This is a genomic window from Stenotrophomonas sp. MH181796, assembly GCF_009659995.1.
GTDB lineage: Bacteria > Pseudomonadota > Gammaproteobacteria > Xanthomonadales > Xanthomonadaceae > Stenotrophomonas > Stenotrophomonas riyadhensis.
Genome location: NZ_RAHU01000009.1, coordinates 93,898 through 110,275 on the forward strand (window position 1 = coordinate 93,898; position 16,378 = coordinate 110,275).

General features: G+C 67.5%; 18 protein-coding genes. 2 read left to right on the forward strand and 16 right to left on the reverse strand.

Features of this window, described 5'->3' with window-relative positions:
- Window positions 1-73 precede the first annotated feature (73 nt).
- Window positions 74-688, forward strand: a complete 615-nt coding sequence (locus D5301_RS21630; protein ID WP_153856854.1) for a LysE/ArgO family amino acid transporter — start codon at window positions 74-76, stop codon at window positions 686-688.
- Here D5301_RS21630 and map read toward each other — a convergent pair.
- From map to D5301_RS21705, 15 genes are all read right to left on the reverse strand, one after another.
- A complete protein-coding gene (gene map, locus D5301_RS21635) occupies window positions 685-1,467 on the reverse strand; it encodes a type I methionyl aminopeptidase (protein ID WP_324187374.1) in 783 nt (260 codons plus the stop codon). The two genes, D5301_RS21630 and map, sit on opposite strands and share 4 nt — an antisense overlap.
- Window positions 1,468-1,477: 10 nt before the next feature.
- Window positions 1,478-1,690, reverse strand: coding sequence for a ParD-like family protein (locus D5301_RS21640; RefSeq protein ID WP_005415768.1), 213 nt, complete (start codon window positions 1,688-1,690; stop codon window positions 1,478-1,480).
- Window positions 1,691-1,758: 68 nt separating this feature from the next.
- A complete protein-coding gene (locus D5301_RS21645) occupies window positions 1,759-2,118 on the reverse strand; it encodes a VOC family protein (RefSeq protein WP_071228487.1) in 360 nt (119 codons plus the stop codon).
- Window positions 2,119-2,325: 207 nt separating this feature from the next.
- Complete coding sequence (locus D5301_RS21650; RefSeq protein WP_153856856.1) at window positions 2,326-3,210, reverse strand: arginase family protein; 885 nt, start codon at window positions 3,208-3,210, stop codon at window positions 2,326-2,328.
- A 3-nt stretch (window positions 3,211-3,213) separates the two neighbouring features.
- Window positions 3,214-4,278, reverse strand: a complete 1,065-nt coding sequence (locus tag D5301_RS21655; RefSeq protein ID WP_149908612.1) for a GNAT family N-acetyltransferase — start codon at window positions 4,276-4,278, stop codon at window positions 3,214-3,216.
- Between the two features lie 29 nt (window positions 4,279-4,307).
- Complete coding sequence (locus D5301_RS21660) at window positions 4,308-5,708, reverse strand: aminotransferase class III-fold pyridoxal phosphate-dependent enzyme (protein ID WP_012510460.1); 1,401 nt, start codon at window positions 5,706-5,708, stop codon at window positions 4,308-4,310.
- Between the two features lie 62 nt (window positions 5,709-5,770).
- The gene (locus D5301_RS21665) at window positions 5,771-6,487 is read right to left on the reverse strand and encodes an MtnX-like HAD-IB family phosphatase (protein ID WP_153856857.1); all 717 of its coding nucleotides are present in this window, start codon (window positions 6,485-6,487) and stop codon (window positions 5,771-5,773) included.
- Window positions 6,488-6,654: 167 nt separating this feature from the next.
- The gene (locus D5301_RS21670) at window positions 6,655-7,863 is read right to left on the reverse strand and encodes a DegT/DnrJ/EryC1/StrS family aminotransferase (protein WP_153856858.1); all 1,209 of its coding nucleotides are present in this window, start codon (window positions 7,861-7,863) and stop codon (window positions 6,655-6,657) included.
- A 10-nt stretch (window positions 7,864-7,873) separates the two neighbouring features.
- On the reverse strand, window positions 7,874-8,272 hold the full coding sequence (locus D5301_RS21675; protein ID WP_049446815.1) for a DMT family transporter: 399 nt from the start codon (window positions 8,270-8,272) through the stop codon (window positions 7,874-7,876).
- On the reverse strand, window positions 8,269-8,628 hold the full coding sequence (locus D5301_RS21680; protein WP_006425769.1) for an EamA family transporter: 360 nt from the start codon (window positions 8,626-8,628) through the stop codon (window positions 8,269-8,271). The genes D5301_RS21675 and D5301_RS21680 overlap by 4 nt, the downstream gene beginning before the upstream one ends.
- A 1-nt stretch (window position 8,629) precedes the next feature.
- The gene (locus tag D5301_RS21685) at window positions 8,630-9,466 is read right to left on the reverse strand and encodes an alpha/beta fold hydrolase (RefSeq protein ID WP_049446362.1); all 837 of its coding nucleotides are present in this window, start codon (window positions 9,464-9,466) and stop codon (window positions 8,630-8,632) included.
- 79 nt (window positions 9,467-9,545) lie between these two features.
- Window positions 9,546-10,925: a sensor histidine kinase gene (locus D5301_RS21690; protein ID WP_324187370.1), complete on the reverse strand. Its 1,380-nt coding sequence runs from the start codon at window positions 10,923-10,925 to the stop codon at window positions 9,546-9,548.
- Entirely contained in the window at window positions 10,922-11,605 is a 684-nt protein-coding gene (locus tag D5301_RS21695; RefSeq protein WP_005408670.1) for a response regulator, read from the reverse strand. The genes D5301_RS21690 and D5301_RS21695 overlap by 4 nt, the downstream gene beginning before the upstream one ends.
- A gap of 132 nt (window positions 11,606-11,737) precedes the next feature.
- Window positions 11,738-12,865, reverse strand: a complete 1,128-nt coding sequence (locus tag D5301_RS21700; RefSeq protein ID WP_153856860.1) for a metallophosphoesterase — start codon at window positions 12,863-12,865, stop codon at window positions 11,738-11,740.
- Between the two features lie 73 nt (window positions 12,866-12,938).
- Window positions 12,939-13,388, reverse strand: coding sequence for a helix-turn-helix domain-containing protein (locus D5301_RS21705; RefSeq protein WP_110711659.1), 450 nt, complete (start codon window positions 13,386-13,388; stop codon window positions 12,939-12,941).
- Between the two features lie 77 nt (window positions 13,389-13,465).
- On the opposite strand from D5301_RS21705, the gene D5301_RS21710 reads away from it, so the two are divergent.
- The gene (locus tag D5301_RS21710) at window positions 13,466-14,683 is read left to right on the forward strand and encodes an MFS transporter (RefSeq protein ID WP_153856861.1); all 1,218 of its coding nucleotides are present in this window, start codon (window positions 13,466-13,468) and stop codon (window positions 14,681-14,683) included.
- A gap of 95 nt (window positions 14,684-14,778) precedes the next feature.
- On the opposite strand, the gene D5301_RS21715 is transcribed toward D5301_RS21710, so the two are convergent.
- A complete protein-coding gene (locus D5301_RS21715; RefSeq protein ID WP_324187371.1) occupies window positions 14,779-16,191 on the reverse strand; it encodes a GGDEF domain-containing protein in 1,413 nt (470 codons plus the stop codon).
- Window positions 16,192-16,378 lie beyond the last annotated feature (187 nt).

Below are 16,378 nucleotides of genomic sequence, written 5' to 3' on the forward strand. Positions count from 1 at the left end.
AAGAAAAATCAGATTGTCTAAACAGGGTCGGCGGCCGCACCCTGCGCGTCCCCTCGCTGCCTGGCCTGTCCTGATGTGGATCGCCGCTACCGCCGCCGGCCTGTTCGCAGGTGCCGGCCTGATCATCGCCATCGGCGCGCAGAACGCCTTCGTGCTGCGCCAAGGCCTGCAGCAGCGCCATGTGGGCAGGGTGGTGCTGGCCTGTGCCGGCGCGGACATCGTGCTGATCCTGGCCGGCGTCGGTGGCATGGGCGCGCTGGTGCTGCAGTGGCCGCTGCTGCTGCAGGTGCTGCGCTTCGGTGGCGCGGCCTTCCTGCTCTGGTATGGCCTGCAGGCGGGGCTGCGCGCATGGCGCGGTGGCAGCGCGCTGGCCGCCGCCGAGGCGCAGGGCGGCAGCGGACGGCAGGTACTGCTGACCTGCCTGGCCTTCACCCTGCTCAACCCGCATGTCTATCTGGATACCGTGGTGCTGTTGGGCAGCCTGTCCACGCGTTACCCGGGCGAACTGCGCTGGGCCTTCGCCGCCGGTGCCTGCGCTGCCAGCGTGGCCTGGTTCTGCACGCTGGGCTATGGCGCGCGCCTGTTGCAGCCAGTGTTCCGCAGGCCGGGTGCCTGGCGGATACTGGATGCAGGCGTGGCGATCTTCATGCTCTGCCTCGCCACGCTGCTGCTGTTGCGTCCGCTCTAGGCCGCATCCACCGCGCACAACGGCGTTTCGCCGGGGCGCAGGGTCAATACGCGCACGCCGCTGCGGGTAACCGCCACGGTGTGCTCGAACTGCGCCGACAGCTTGCCGTCGCGGGTGTAGACCGGCCATTCGTCCGGCTGCTGGCGGATGGCCGGCTTGCCCTGGTTGAGCATCGGCTCGATGGTGAACACCATGCCTTCTTCCAGCACCATGCCGGTGTTGGGATGGCCGTAGTGCAGGATCTGCGGTTCCTCGTGCATCTCCTGGCCGATGCCGTGGCCGCAGTACTCCTTCACCACGCTGTAGCCGTGGCTGCGCGCGTGGCGGGCGATGGCGTGGCCGATGTCACCCAGGCGCGCGCCGGGGCGGACCGCAGCGATGCCCTTCCACATCGCCTGGTAGGCGGTCTGCACCAGCCTGCGCGCGGCGTAGTCGACCTCGCCCACCAGGTAGGTGGTGCTGGAGTCGGCGATGTAGCCGTTCTTCTCCAGGGTGATGTCGAGGTTGACGATCTGGCCGTTGCGCAGCACGTCGGTGGTGCTGGGTACGCCGTGGCAGATCACGTTGTCGATCGAGGTATTGAGCACGTAGGGGAAGCCGTACTGGCCCTTGCTGGCCGGCCTCGCCTGCAGTTCATCGACGATCATGCGTTCGACGAAATCGTTGATCTCCATGGTGCTGCGGCCCTGCAGCGGCAGCCGGTCGAGCGCGGCGAACACCTGCGCCAGCAGGCGGCCCGATTCGGCCATCAGCGCGATCTCGTCGGGGCGCTTGATGATCGCCATCTGCTCAGACCTGTCCCGGTGCCAGCAGCGGCGGCTGCACGCCGGCCGCCCGAAGTTCGCTGGCAACGATGTCCTGGAAGCTCAGCGTGGGATTCATCTCGCACAGCATGCCGACCCGGATCCAGAAGTTGGCCTGGGCATTGATCGAGCGGCTGGAGACGGTGCAGGCACGACGCAGCTGGTCGTGCAGGGTGTCATCGATGTTGACGATGCCCATGGGCGGTCCTGGAGGAGTTGATATACGAAGCGTATATGTTTCGTATATCAAGCTCAAGGCCGCCCGGTTCAGCTGGCGTCGGTGGCGAAGCGCAGGCGGTTGCCGTCAGGGTCACGCAGCAGCATCTCGCGGCTGCCCCATTCGGTGTCATGCGGCGGCTGTTCGATGGGGACGCCTGCGGCACTGAAGGCACGATGCAGGGCGTCGACGTCCTCGACGATGAAGTACACCGCGCCGCCGACTTCGCAGTCGCCGCTGTGTTCGGTGAGGAAGATCGTCTGGCCGTCGCGGGTGAGCTGGGCGAACAGTGGGAAGCCGGGTTCGAAGCGGTGTTCCCAGTCAACCACGAAGCCCAGCCCCTGCACGTAGAACGGCAGGGTGGTATCGGCATGGCGCATGCGTAGCTGCGGGATGACGGTCTGGGGCATGGCGAGGGCTCCTGGGGCAGGCGTCCAGTGTAGTGCCGGCCGCTGGCCGGCATCCTCATTGTTCCCGGGCTCACAAGGATGCCGGCCAGCGGCCGGCACTACCGACTCTGCCTGGGTCTGGTAGTTGCCAACCTTGGTTGGCATTGCCGGCCAGCGGCCGGCACTACCGAAGCCACGCCGGCCAGCAGCCGGCACGACCGGAAGCGGTCAGCAGGCCGTCGGTACGGCGGCCATCGCGGCCAGCAGTTCGCGGTTCACCTGCTGGTGCCGCGCCTGCCACACCGGTAGATCCTCTGCGCTGACGTCGGGCTGACCATCCAGCGACGACAGCCAGCGCTTGAAGCGGCTCTGGTAGTTGGCCAGCGACACTTCCCCGGTGATGTCACTGCCGACCAGGCCGCCGGCGCGCAGCGCCTCGATCACCACCAGTGCGTGCTCCAGCTGGAAGCGGCCCTGGTCCCAGTTGCTGCGGGCGACGTCTTCAGCGAACACGTCCTTGTCGATCGACAGGTAGGCTGGCTGCGGCGACTTGGCCTGCTCGGCGGCGAACGCGGCCACCAGCGCTTCGGGATGCTCGAAACGGCGGAAGGCGTGGCCCATGCCGAGGCGGTGCCCCCAGCCCACGTCCACGTCCATGCACCAGTACGTCAACCGCCCGCCCATCAGCGGGCGCCAGTGGTTTTCCCAGGCGTGGCCGAGGCCGATGTCGCTGGAGGTGATGCCGAGCACATGGATGTGCGAGATCTGCGGCAGCTTGCTGGCCGCGTTCACCCATGAACCGCAGTGCATGCCGAACGGGAAACGCATGTTGTCTGGATGGTTGTCCAGCACCACCAGCTGGAACGGCGCCTGCGCGCGCATGCGACGCAGCAGCGGCAGGCTGAGGTGGTGGAAATCGCCACTGCCGAGCATCACCGTGCCGAGCTGGGCCGGCAGCGGTGCCAGCACTTCAGCGGCGAAACGGTCGAGGGTGGCATTGCTGCAGGCGAAGCGCAGTGGATCGTGCCATTGCGGCAGGGCCAGGGTCTGCGCCTGGGGCAGCGGCAGCACGCCACCGTCCAGGTCCAGGATCAACGGGGAGCGCAACGGCATCGTTCAACCGCCTCCATCAGCTTCGCCCTGCAGGTACGGGGCCAGCCTGCGCAGGGCGGCGCGCAGCAGTGGGGAGCGTGCGTGGATCGCGTGCCGGGTGGAGGTGAACCTGGCGCCCAGTTCGGCCTTGATCCGCGAGTCGGTCCAGCCGGCCACGTAGTGGCTCAGGCCGTGCTGCAGTGCGTACTCGAGGTTGTGCATCCAGCTGACCGCGTACAGGTTGTGCTCGCGGGACTGCGGATAGGCCAGGCCGATGTACTTGTCCACCAGCTTGCCGGCGTGGATGTAACACAGGTTCCAGCCGATCAGCTGGCCCTGGTGGCGATACAGGAACATCCGTCCCTGGCCCAGGCTGTCGGCCAGCAGGTGCTGGAAGTAGGGCAGGTCGAGCTGGTCGAAATGCACCGCGCTCTGCGCGTACACGCCCAGGTACAGCGCATACAGTTCGGCCTGCAGCTGCGGGTCGGCCAGGGCCGGATCGCCGGTGGCGATGCAGTCGATCTGCAGCTCGTCACGCGAACGCAGTTTGCGCCGGATGTTCTTGCGGCGCGAGGACGACAGGCGGCCGAGATAGCCATCAAGCGAATCGAAATCGATCGCCACCCAGGCCAGCGGCATGCCTTCCAGTTCAACGAAGCCGCGTGCCAGCAGCGCCTGCAGGAAGGCACCGCTGTGTGCGTTGGCCGCGTCGTCCAGCAGCGGCGAATCGATCGCCAGGTCCTTGACCACCAGCAGCCGGGTATCGCCGATCGCGTGACGCGTCACGTCCTCGGCCAATGCCTCTGGTGCGACGTGCGCGGGCAGCGGGGTGTACTCGGTGCTGGTGGCACCGACGAAGCGGGTCTTCCAGGTGATCCAGGGCCGCCACAGGCGCGACAGCGGCAGGCCAAGCAGCTTGCCGCGCAGGTCGTCGTCCATGGTGGTGGTCAGGTCCAGCGGCGCACGGAAGGTCGGCAGGCCGCTGGGAAGGCGTCCCGCCTCGAATCCGAGCGGCGGGTGGGCCAGGAAGCCCTCCAGCAGCGCGGCCGGTTCCAGCGCGGTGCTGGACGCGCGTGACGTCATCTCCATCGGCACGGGAACCGGCAGCGCATCCGACCTCAGCCCTTGGCCTTGGTCAGCGCCTGGTCGAGCAGGGTGATCGCCAGGTCGATCTCTTCGTAGCTGATGTCCAGCGACGGCGCGAAGGTGATCACGTTCTTGTACCAGCCACCCACGTCGAGCACGAGGCCCATGCGCTTGCCGTCGTGCAGCAGGTCACCGGCCAGGCCGATGTCGACCATGCGGTCCAGCAGTTCCTTGTTCGGGGTGTAGCCGTCGGTCTGGCAGATTTCGGCACGCAGGGCCAGGCCCAGGCCGTCGACATCGCCGATTTCCGGGTGGCGCTTCTGCAGGCCACGCAGGCCGTCGAGGAAGTACGCGCCCTTTTCCGGCACGGTGCGCTCGTAATCCATTTCCTTGCCCAGCTTCAGCACTTCCAGGCCCAGGCGGGTGCCCAGCGGGTTGGAGTTGAAGGTGGAGTGGGTGGAGCCCGGCGGGAACACGGTCGGGTTGATCAGCTCTTCGCGTGCCCACAGGCCCGACAGCGGGTTCAGGCCGTTGGTCAGCGCCTTGCCGAACACCAGCACGTCCGGGGTCACGCCGAAGTGCTCGATCGACCACAGCTTGCCGGTGCGCCAGAAGCCCATCTGGATTTCATCGACCACCATCAGGATGCCGTACTTGTCCAGCACGCGCTTGAGGCCGGTGAAGAAGTTGCGCGGCGGGATGACGTAGCCGCCGGTGCCCTGGATCGGCTCGACATAGAACGCGGCGTACTCCGCCTGGCCGACCTTGGGATCCCACACGCCGTTGTATTCGCTTTCGAACAGGCGCTCGAACTGCCACACGCAGTGGTCGGAATACTCTTCCGGGGTCATGCCCTTCGGGCGACGGAACGGGTACGGGAACGGGATGAACATCGCGCGCTCGCCGAAGTGGCCGTAGCGGCGGCGGTAGCGGTAGCTGGAGGTGATCGACGACGCACCCAGGGTACGGCCGTGGTAACCACCCTCGAAGGCGAACATCAGGCTCTTGCCGCCACGCGCGTTGCGCACGATCTTCAGTGAGTCTTCAATGGCCTGCGCGCCGCCGACGTTGAAATGCACGCGGCCGTCGAGGCCGAATTTCTCGTGCATGTCCACGGCAATGGTCTTGGCCAGCTGCACGCGGGTCGGGTGCAGGTACTGGCTGGCGACCTGCGGCAGGGTGTCGATCTGGTCCTTCAGCGCGTCGTTCAGGCGCTTGTTGCTGTAGCCGAAGTTGCAGGCCGAGTACCACATCTGCAGGTCGAGGTAGGGCACGCCCGCACCGTCGAACATGTAGCTGCCTTCGCCGCGCTGGAAGATCTTCGGCGGGTCGACGTAGTGGACGGTATCGCCGAAGGAGCTGTAACGGGCTTCGTCGGCCAGCAGCTGCGCGTCGGAGGCAGCGGCGTCGGCGTTCTTGTCAAAAATGTTCATGCAGTTCGGTTCCGTGAAGGACGTTCGAAAGAGGTAGCGGGGGCGTGCTTGGAAGGGAGTGCTCAGGCGGTGGCCAGCAGCAGGGGCAGTACGGCGGGCTGCGGGCTGGCGTCGATGCGACGTGGCTGCAGCAGGCTGCCATCGAGCAAGCGCGGCAGCAGTGCGATTGCATCGTGGAAGGTATCGATGGCGGCATGCTCGATGCCGGCATGGGTGCAATGGGTGATCAGGCGGCGCTTGGCGAACACGAAGTCGGCGTCTTCGGACACACAGAAGTCCGAGCTGCCATCGCCGATCATCAGCACGCGCGGCGCTTCGTTGGCGCGCGCCTGTGCGGCGCAGGTGCACTTGCAGGTACCGCTGCGGCAGCCTTCGGCCTGGTAGGGCGATTCCAGTTCCCAGTGGTCATCGCACCAGCGCAGGTGATTGGCCACCACCGGCAGTCGCGACAGGCCGTGGTTGGCGAGGATGCGGTGGATCGCATGGTCCAGGCCGTCGCTGACGATGCGCAGCGGCAGGCCCAGCTGTTCGGCACGGCTGACAAAGGCGGCAAAGCCCGGATCGATCTGCACCTGGTCCAGGTGGGCGTCGAGCGTGGCCGGGTCCAGCTTCAGCAGCCTGACCTGGCCCTGCATGCATTCGCGCGAGCCGATCTTTCCCGCTTTCCACTGGTCTTCCAGTTCCTGCCAGCCCGGCTGGCCGTATTTCTCCAGCAGCGAGTCGATGACATCTTCGAGGCTGATGGTGCCGTCGAAGTCACACAGGATGCTCCAGCGCATGGGCAGGTCCGTCGATGAAAGAAACGTCCGGCGTGATGCCGGGGCAGGCTCAATGTAGGCAGGCAGCCTTTCTCGTTCCTTTCCTGTTGAAAGCCTTCATTTCCGGGCGGGGAAAGCGTTCAGGAATGATCTTTGTGAATGGGCGGATCGCCTGGATGTATCCGCTTTCAAGGCTGTGCGTCAGCCAATGCCTGCAGGATCTGCGCGGTCTCTTCAGGGGTCTGCCAGGCGCTGTTGCCGAGGGTCAGCATGCGTGCGGCGAAGTCGCGCGCGTTCGGCACGTCGGCCTGCGGCACGATGCCACGCAGATAGGCGTAGTCGGGCAGGGCGCGTATGAACATGCGGCTGGCGCCAAGACCGCGTGGCCACAGGTTCTCCAGTGCGGCATCGCGTGCGCGCTCGCTGGGCAGCAGCAGCATCAGCATCGGCCAGGTGCCGCCGGTACCGGCCAGCCCATCGACCACCTCCACCGCTGGCAGCTGTGCCAGCTGCACGCGCAGCTGCAATGCACGCAGCCGTCCGGCCTGCAGGAACGCAGGCAACCGTCGTGCAGCATGGGCACCGATGTTCTGGCGCCACTGGCTGACCCGGTGCTGTGGGATGTCCAGCGGGAAGATGTCACCGACGGCTTCTTCCAGATCGCCACGCTGCAGCGCGCTGCGCAATGGATTGCCATACACCAGTGACAACAGTGCGGGGCGGTAGCAGGCGGCCAGGCCCAGCAGCTGCACGCTGCGCAACAGCTCCCAGCGCAGGCTGAAACGCACCTGTTCGGCGGCATGCCCAGCCAGCGCCGCGCGCAGTTCGTCATCGCGGCTGACCAGCAGGCCGCCTTCGTGCAGGCTCAGGCCCTTGCCGGCGGCCAGGCTGAAGAAACCGATATCGCCACGCAGGCCGACACTGCTGTTGCCAACCCGTGCGCCGAGTGCCTGCGCGGCATCTTCGATCACCCAGGCGCCGGCGCGGTGGGCGATCTCGCAGGCCAGCTCGACGTCGGCGGTGCGACCGCCCAGGTGGGTGGGCAGGATCGCCAGCGTGCGTGCATCGGCCAGCTGCTTGAGCTGGCCGGGATCAAAGTCGAAGTGGCCATGACGGGTGTCGCACAGCTGCACGCGCAGGCCGAGGCTGTGCACCGCGATCGGCACCAGCGGGCAGGTATAGGCCGGCATGATCACAGTGTCGCGCTGGGGCGCGCGCTTGCGCAGCGTACGCAGTGCGATCAGCAGCGCGTGCGTACCGGAACAGGTCAGCTGCAGCGGTGGTGTGCCGAGCTGGCTGGCCAGGATGTCGCGCAGGTCGCCGCCACCGGGAAGGAAATCGCTGGCCTGCATCGGCAGGCCTGCCGTCGGTGGCAGTTCGCGCGCGAACAGGCTCATCGCAGCCCGCTCACGAGGTGCTTTCAGCGGGGCTGTGCGGGTCGTCCGCTTCAGCGCGGCCAAGGCAGACGATGCCGGCCACGATCAGGACCGCACCGAGCAGATGGTGCAGCGTCAGCGGCTCGTTCAACAGCCACGCCGACAGCAGCAGCACGCTGATCACTTCCAGGTGCGAGGCAGCAAAGGCGGGACCGATCGGCGCGTGCCGCAGCAGGCTCATCCAGGTGAAGAACGCACCCACGTAGCCGAGGATGGCGCCGTACACCCACGGCTGCGACAACACGCGCAGCAGCCACGCGGTGTTGGCCTCGACCGGCAGCGCGGCATCACCGGCGTACTTGAAGCACAGCTGGGCCAGCGTGTCGAAGGCCATCAGCAGCGGGAAGCCGATGACATACAGGCGCCTCATGAGCCGGCTCCCACCACCGCCACGCCCGCAGTGACCAGCAGCATGCCGGTCACCCGCAGCGGCGTGAGCTTTTCGCGGAACAGGAAGCGGCCGGCAATCATCAGCGCGACGATGTTGATCGAGCCCAGCAGCACGCCCTTGGACAGCGGTACCAACGACAGGAACGCGATCCAGGCCACGAACTCAAGCACGTAGCAGGCGATGCCGATCCACAGCCAGGGGCGGCTGAGCATGTGTTTCCAGCGCTGCAGTCCTTCGCCATCCTGTGGGTCGCTGGCAGCGGCCTTGAAGGCGAGCTGGCCACCGGTATCGAGCACGACATTGGCCAGCCACAGCAGCGTGGCGAGTGCCCCCATCTCAGGCCACCGCCTTGAGGACGCCGCTGCGTTCACCGATTTCGGTGAAGAAGCGCGCGCTGCGGCGGATCACGTCGCGGCGTTCGCGGTCGATGGTGATCATGTGGTAGCTGTCTTCCAGCACCACCAGTTCCTTCGGGCCGCTGACCCGCGACATCACCAGCTCGGCATTGCCCATGCTGGCCACGTCGTCCTCGCGGGCGTGCATCACCAGGCACGGCGCGGTGACCTGGTGCAGATGGCGGCGGGTCCAGTTGCTCAGCGCACGCATCTCGGCCAGCGCATGCCAGGGATTGCCCGGGAGGCCGGCGGCGGCGCTGTCGCCGGACAGCATGGCGGCGCTGACCTGCGCACGTAGGCGCTCGTCACGCAGGCCGTACGGCGGCTCTTCCATGAACATGCGGTCGCGGCCGATGTTGAAGCGCTTGAACCACGGCAGCAGGAACGACAGCCGCGCCACGGCGGGAATGTTCCAGCCGTCGTAGCGGAAGGTGGCGCCGTACACGCCGACGCCGGACACCCACTCGGGGCGGCGTGCAGCCAGCGCCAGCGACAATACCGCACCCATCGACAGACCACCGACGAACAGCTGGTCAACCTTGCCGCGCAGGCTCGCCGCCGCATCTTCCACGCCCTGGTACCACTGTTCCCAGGTGGTCGCCAGCAGGTCATCCACGGTGCCGCAATGACCGGGCAGCTGCACGCCGTGGACGGTGAAGCCGGCATTGTTCAGCCCCTTGCCCAGCATGCGCATTTCCGCCGGGGTGCCGGTCAGGCCATGGACCAGCAGCACGCCCTGTGGGCCACCGGGGAGGAAGAAGTCGTGCGATTCGGTCACCTGGCGGCTCCGGGACGGCAGTGGGGATGGCAGGATCGCAAGCGCGATTTTCGCCAGCCTTTCAACGCCCCGGACCGGGTCAGGGCGCCTTCAGCAGCGGCAGCGTGATGGCGACCTTGAGCCCGCCACCAGGGCGGTTGAGGAAACGCAGGCGCCCGCCGAAGTGCTCCACCGCCTCGTGGGCGATGGCCAGCCCCAGCCCGGTGCCGCTGGCGGTGGTGCCGGGCGCGCGGAAGAAGCGCTCGCCCAGCCGCGGCATCACGTCGTCCGGTACGCCGGGGCCGTTGTCCTCCACGTACAGCTCGACATCATTGTCATCCAATGCGTGGACGCCGACCGTGACGGTCGCATCACGGCCGGCATAGCGCAGGGCATTGTCGATCAGGTTGTCCAGCGCCTCCTGCAGCATGGCGCCGTTGCCAAGCACGCGCTGCGGCTGGTGGCTGCCGCGGTAGCCGAGGTCGATGCCGTCGCGGATCGCTTCGGGCACGCGCATGCCGACCCACCGCGGTACCAGCTCGCACAGGTCCAGTGCCTCCACGGTATCGGGCACGGTCTGCGCCCGGCTCAGTGCCAGCAGCTGGGTGCTGACCCGGGCGGTGCGCTGGTTGAGCCGGCGGATGTGCTGCAGCGCCTCGCGCACAGTATCGGGGTCGCCATGTGCCAGTGCCTGGTCCACATGCAGGGCCATGCCCGCCAGCGGCGAACGCAGCTGGTGCGCGGCATCGGCGATGAAACGGTTCTGCAGGGTGATCATTTCCGCCTGGCGGGCAAACAGATCATCGATGGTGCTGATCAGTGGCTGGATCTCCTCGGGCACGTCGGCATCGGAGATCGGCGCCAGTTCGCCGCGGCGCTGCGCCAGGCGGGTCCTCAGCGGGGTCAGGATACGCAGGCCATAGGTCACGCCGAACCAGACCAGCGCTGCGGTACCCAGCGCCAGCATGGTCATCAGCGGGATGATGATCATCAGGATCTCGCGCGCACGCTGCCGGCGGTCAGCCATGCTCTCGGCCACGGTCACCGCCAGCTGGTCCTGCGGATCGTTCATCGCCTGCGTACAGACGGTGGCCATGCGCACCTGCTGGCCGTTGAGGTTGCCGTCATACAGGGCCGGATGCACCCCGGTGCAATCCTGCGAGGGGGCATACGGGCTGAAATCAGCATTGCCGCTCAGCGTGCCCTTGCGGCTGCTGTCGACGTTGAAATAGCGATGGCCGTCGGGGTCGTACTCGATCAGGAAGCGCGCCTGCGGAGACAGGTCGCTGGTCACCGGCATGGTGCTCAGCATCTGCGCGAACGAGTGGGTGTCGTCGATCAGGTTGCGGTCGTGGATGCGGTTGGAATAATCCAGCGCAACGTAATAGGCCAGGATCGTATTGAAGGTAAGCAGGCCCAGCATCGGCAACGCCAGGAAGGCGAGCAGGCGCCGGCGCAGGCTGGGGGGGCCACTGATCACGGGGTGCTGTCGTCCTGCGCGTCTTCCAGCATGTAGCCCAGCCCGCGCACGGTGCGGATGCCCATGCCGCCGGGTTGCAGCTTGCGGCGCAGGCGGTGCAGGGCGATGTCCAGGCCGTTGTCGGTCAGATCCTGGCCCCAGTCGCACAGCGCTTCCACCAGCTGCGCGCGCGAGACGATGCGCTCGGCGCGCACCGCCAGTGCCGACAGCAGGCCGAACTCGCGCGCGGTCAGTTCCAGCGACTGGTCGTCGATCCACACCCGATGCCCGGCCAGATCGATACGCAGGCGGCCGATGCGCAGGTCCGGGTTGCCATTGCTGGTGACCCGGCGCAGCTGCGCACGCACGCGTGCTTCGAACTCGTCCAGCGCGAACGGCTTGACCAGGTAGTCATCGGCGCCGAGGTCGAGCACGCGCACGCGCTCGGCCAGGCCGTCGCGGGCGGTCACCACCAGCACCGCCAGGCCATCGCCGCGCTGGCGCAGGCGCTGCAGCACATCACGGCCATCCAGCTGCGGCAGGCCCAGGTCCAGCACCAGCAGCGCGTACTGGGTCGAGCCCAACGCGGCGTCGGCGTGCGCGCCGTTGTCGACGTGGTCGACCACATGTCCCTGTCGGCGCAACGAGGCGCACAGGCCGGAAGCGATGTCCGGGTCGTCTTCTGCAATCAGAACGCGCATGCGCGGGGGCTCCTGTAGCGGTCAGGCCCACCGGATGGACGGGGTGGGCCTCTCGGCTGCCGAGGGTAGCCGCAAACCGGGTGAAGGTGGAGCGCGGCGCCGCCGCCGGGCGCGGCCGCGCTGTCCCTTCATTCAGTCCTGCAGGCCGGGCTCGCCCTGTGCCAATGGCACCCGCGAGCCATCCAGCAGGCCACGGCTGAGCCTGCCATCTTCGATGAACAGCAGTTCGCCGTTCTCGCCATTCTTGATGCTGCTGTCGATGGCGATCACGCGGTCGCCATGGAAGCTGCTGACGTGCGGCATCGAGGTGTGGCCGACCACGATGCGCTTGAGCTTCAGGCGGTCGAGCACGGTCTGCACCCCCGCCGTGTCGAGCCGCCCATCGAAGTAGCCGCGGTACCAGATCGGGCTGGTCTTGCCGTCATACAACGGCGCGGTGGCCGGGTCGGCCTTCACTTCGGCCTTGGGCAGGCCCAGCGATGCCTGGTAGGCCGCGTTGGTGCGCGCCGGGTCCAGCGCCAGCTGCACTGCCTCGGGCGAGATGCCGCCGTGCAGGAACAGGGTATCGCCGATCTGCAGCAGCACCGGGCGGGTGCGCAGCCACTGCCCGATCACCGAGTCGGCGCCATACAGTTGCGGGTAGCTGCGGCCGAGCAGCTGGGCGCTGCGCAGGTACTTCGGGTTGACGTAGCGCAGGTCGTCGTACAGCACCATGGTTTCGTGGTTGCCGAGCACGAAGTGCACTGCGCCACCGGCGGCGGCGGCCTGCTGCTGCAGGCCGTACAGCAGCCAGAAGGCCTCGGTCACCTGCGGACCGCGGTCGAACACATCGCCGGCGATGACCAGCGTGTCCTTGCCCAATGCCCAGCGGTCCTGTGCGTCGATGACCTGGTGGGCGCGCAGCAGGCGCACCAGCAGCCCGTACTGGCCATGGATGTCGGACAGCGCAACGATGCGCGGCACGGCCGGCAGCACGGAAACCGAAGGCGCATTCGGGGCAGCCACATGCACCGTGTGCTCGTAGCCACAGCGCGGGGCGATGTCGGTACCTGCGGCCTGAGTGGCGAGCGTGTGCGACTCGACCTTGTCGTCGCAGATCCACTTGGCCTGCAACTGCGTGCCCTTGCGGAATACATAGGGGCCATCGGCCTGGACGTGGTCGGCGGGCGCGGCAACCTCGCGGGCCTGCGTGGCTCCGGCGCTGCAGGCCAGCAGCGGCAGCAGCAGGGCGGTCATCAGGGAAGGGCGATAGCACGGCATCGGCGGCGTCCGGCGGCGGAAACATCCGATGCTAACCGGCGCGGCCGGATCGTGGTGTGCGCGAATGGGCGGATCAGGCGCCGCGCCCGTCGTCCTTGAGCTTGCGCACGCGGGTCGCGGCGGCCTGCAGGGGCTGACCGTCGCGCCCGCACGGCTGCATGTAGGGCAACGGTCGCCGTGTGCTCGATTCGATCAGCTGGGAGTGCGCTTCACCGGCCTCGAAGCGATGGCGTTCACCCCATTGGCGCAGCGCGACCAGCAGCGGAAACAGTTCCTGGCCGGCGTGGGTGAGCACGTATTCCTGGTAGGCCGAGCCATCGGAGGCGGGCTGCAATTGCAGGATGCCTGCCTCGACCAGCCTGCGCAGGCGATCACTGAGGATGTTGCGCGCCGCACCGAGGCTGCGCTGGAAGTCGCCAAAGCGGGTGATGCCATCGAACGCATCGCGGATGACCAGCAACGCCCATCGGTCGCCGAGCAGGTCGGCGCTGCGGGCGACGGGGCAGGGACTGTTAGCGTGCATGCTGGGGCCTCTGGATGTGGTTGCAGTTTAAAACCAATGGCGATAGCCTGCATCAAGTTTCAAATTGCAACTACATAATGAATGCTCCATTGATTCCCCGCCCATTGCTGGCCCTGCTCGCGGTCGCGGCCGGTGCCAGCGTTGCCAACGTCTATTACGCGCAACCGCTGCTGGATCGGCTGGCGCAGGCCTTCGCACTGGACCGTGCCGTGGCGGGCGCAGTGTTGGCGGCAACCCAGGCCGGCAGCGTGCTGGCATTGCTTGGCCTGCTGCCGTTGGCTGATCGCGGTGACCGGCGACGTTTGCTGCGGCTGCAGTTGATGGCGCTGGTGCTGGGCCTGCTGTGGCTGGCGGCTGCCCGGACTGCGGCATGGCTGTTGTCGGGCATGCTGCTGGCCGGCCTGCTGGGCACCGCGCTGACCCAGGGGCTGATCGCCTATACCGCCACGCTGGCGCCGCCGGAGCAGCGCGGCCGCGTGGTGGGCGTGGTGCAGGGCGGTGTGTTCATCGGCCTGTTGCTGGCGCGCGTGGTATCGGGCGCGGTCGCGGCCACCATCGGCTGGCGGGCGGTCTATCTGCTGTCGGCAGCGGTGATGACGGCCTTGACCGTGCTGTTGTGGCGGCGCCTGCCGGCGGTGCCGGTACCGGTGGTACGACCGCGCTGGCGCGAACTGCTGTGGTCGATGCTGGGCATGCTGCGCCGGGACCGCAGTCTGCGCGAGCGTGGGCCGCTGGCGTTGCTGCTGTTTGCTGGCCTCAACGTGTTCTGGGCGGCGGCGCCGCTGCCCTTGTCGGCGCCTCCGCTGCAGTGGTCCACCGCGGCCATCGGTGCGCTCGGCCTGGCCGGCGTAGTGGGCGCATTGATGGCGGCGCGGGTCGGGCACTGGATGGACTGCGGTTTCGCCGATCGGGTCAGTCTTGGCGCGTTGCTGCTGATGCTGGCCGCGTGGTGGCCGCTGCTGGGCCTGCCGCAGTCGCTGTCGTTGCTGCTGTTGGGCGTGATCGTGCTCGACCTCGGTGGGCAGGCACTGCACGTATCGAACCAGGCGCTGCTGCTGCGTGCACCGGCAGAACAGCATGGGCGTCTGGTGGCGCTGTACATGCTGTTCTATGCGGTGGGCAGTGGTTCCGGTGCGGTTGCCGGACCCTGGATGCAGGCCCGGCATGGCTGGCCTGCCGTGTGCCTGCTGGGTGCAGGCATCGCGTTGCTGGCGCTGCTGTGGTGGGCCGCGTGGCGGGTGGCGGCGGTGAAAGCAGCGGCTGGCGCTCGCATCGGTAGTGCCGGTTGTCGGTAGAGTCGACTGTCAGTCGACTGCTCTTTACCCAACGTGCGAAAAATCCCGCGCTGCGCGCGATAGTCGACCAGCGGTCGACTCTACCTGTCCTGCCGTCATCGCTGCAGTGCGCGCCGCCCCGGGGCTTCCTGCAGGTCCGCACTGGCCACCACCACGCGGTTGCGGCCGCTGCGCTTGGCCTCGTACATCGCGGCGTCGGCACGTGCCATCAGCCGCTCGTAGTCCGGATGGCCATCGTGGCCGGCCACGCCGATGCTGGCGGTCAGTGCCAGCACCTGGCCGTTGGCCAGTGCCACCGGCGACTGCGCGATCTGCCTGCGCAGGCTTTCGGCGATGACCTGTGCCTGCGATTCGCTGGCGGCGACCAGCACCACCACGAACTCTTCGCCGCCATAGCGGAACAGGTAGTCGCTGCCGCGCGTGAGCTGGCCGAGCAGGCCGGCGACGTGCTGCAACGCGCGGTCGCCGGCATCGTGGCCATGGCCATCGTTGATCACCTTGAAATGATCCAGGTCGAGCAGCAGCAGCGAAAAGGGCGTCTGGTTGCGCGTGGCCAGCTCGATCTCGCGACGCAGCACTGTTGGCAGGAATCGGCGGTTGAGCAGGTTGGTCAAGGCATCGCTGCCGGCGTCGAGTTCGCCGATGCGTTCGAACAGCAGGGTCATCAGGGTCCGGATGGCAGCCAGGTCGTCACGGATGGCGGGCAACACCGCCAGGCGCTGTGCAGCATCGCTGTCTGCGCGCTGCAGGTTGCCATCGATGCGCGCCATCAGCTGGCCGACCTGTTGGGTCTCGCTGCTTTCGCCGAAGCTGGGGATGCCCTTGTGGGTGAACCACAGGCCGAATTCCGAGGTGGCGAGGCTGGCGCTGTCACTGCCCTGCACATGGCCGGCCAACGCGTAGAGCAGGGCGTTTTCCCAGTCCAGCAGCAATGCGCGCTGGCGCTCGCGTTCGGTGCTGACGTTCTGCACCAGCGAGAACAGGCGGTAGGCCGCATCGGCTCGGGTCGAGCGTTCGCGCGCATGGGTGTAGGCCAGGGTCATGCCTTCCATGGCGATGTCCATGATCGCGCTGAGGCAGTCGATGGCGGCGAATGCGGTGTCGCTGTCCGGCGCATCGTCGCGCAGGCGCACGAACAGTTCGTGCTTGAGCACGCGTGCGCCACGGGTGACCAGGTCGACAGGAATGCCGACCCGGGCGTGGACATCGCCGATCACCCGCTGTGAGGCGACGGTGGTGACGATACCGGCGGCATCGGTGGTCAACAGTTGCACCAGCCAGCGTTGCATGGCCGGTTGCAGGCGCAGCTTGACCTGCTCGTGGGACAGGAAGCGGCGTGCCCGCCCATCCTGCAGCAGCACTTCATAGAAGCGCTGGGCCAGCGCGGGCGGGGCATCGATGGCAGCGGCGCGCAGCAGCGCGGTGGCGGCAGGGCCGGCCTGCAGCAGACACTGCTGCCAGGCCTCGGCCAGCGGCTGGCTGGCATCGTCCAATTGGGGTGGTTCCACGTCGATCTCTGACTGCGTACGGCAAACCACGGGTATCGGCCGCGGCGGCATACGGTTGATGGCGGGTTAGCCGGCCAGTTTACGCGCGGTGCAGGGTTGCACGGTGCGCAAACCACATCGGCGCCGCTGCGGCAATGAGTGAACGCATTTGAGAATCAATCGCATTGATGGGAGAATGCGCGCACGG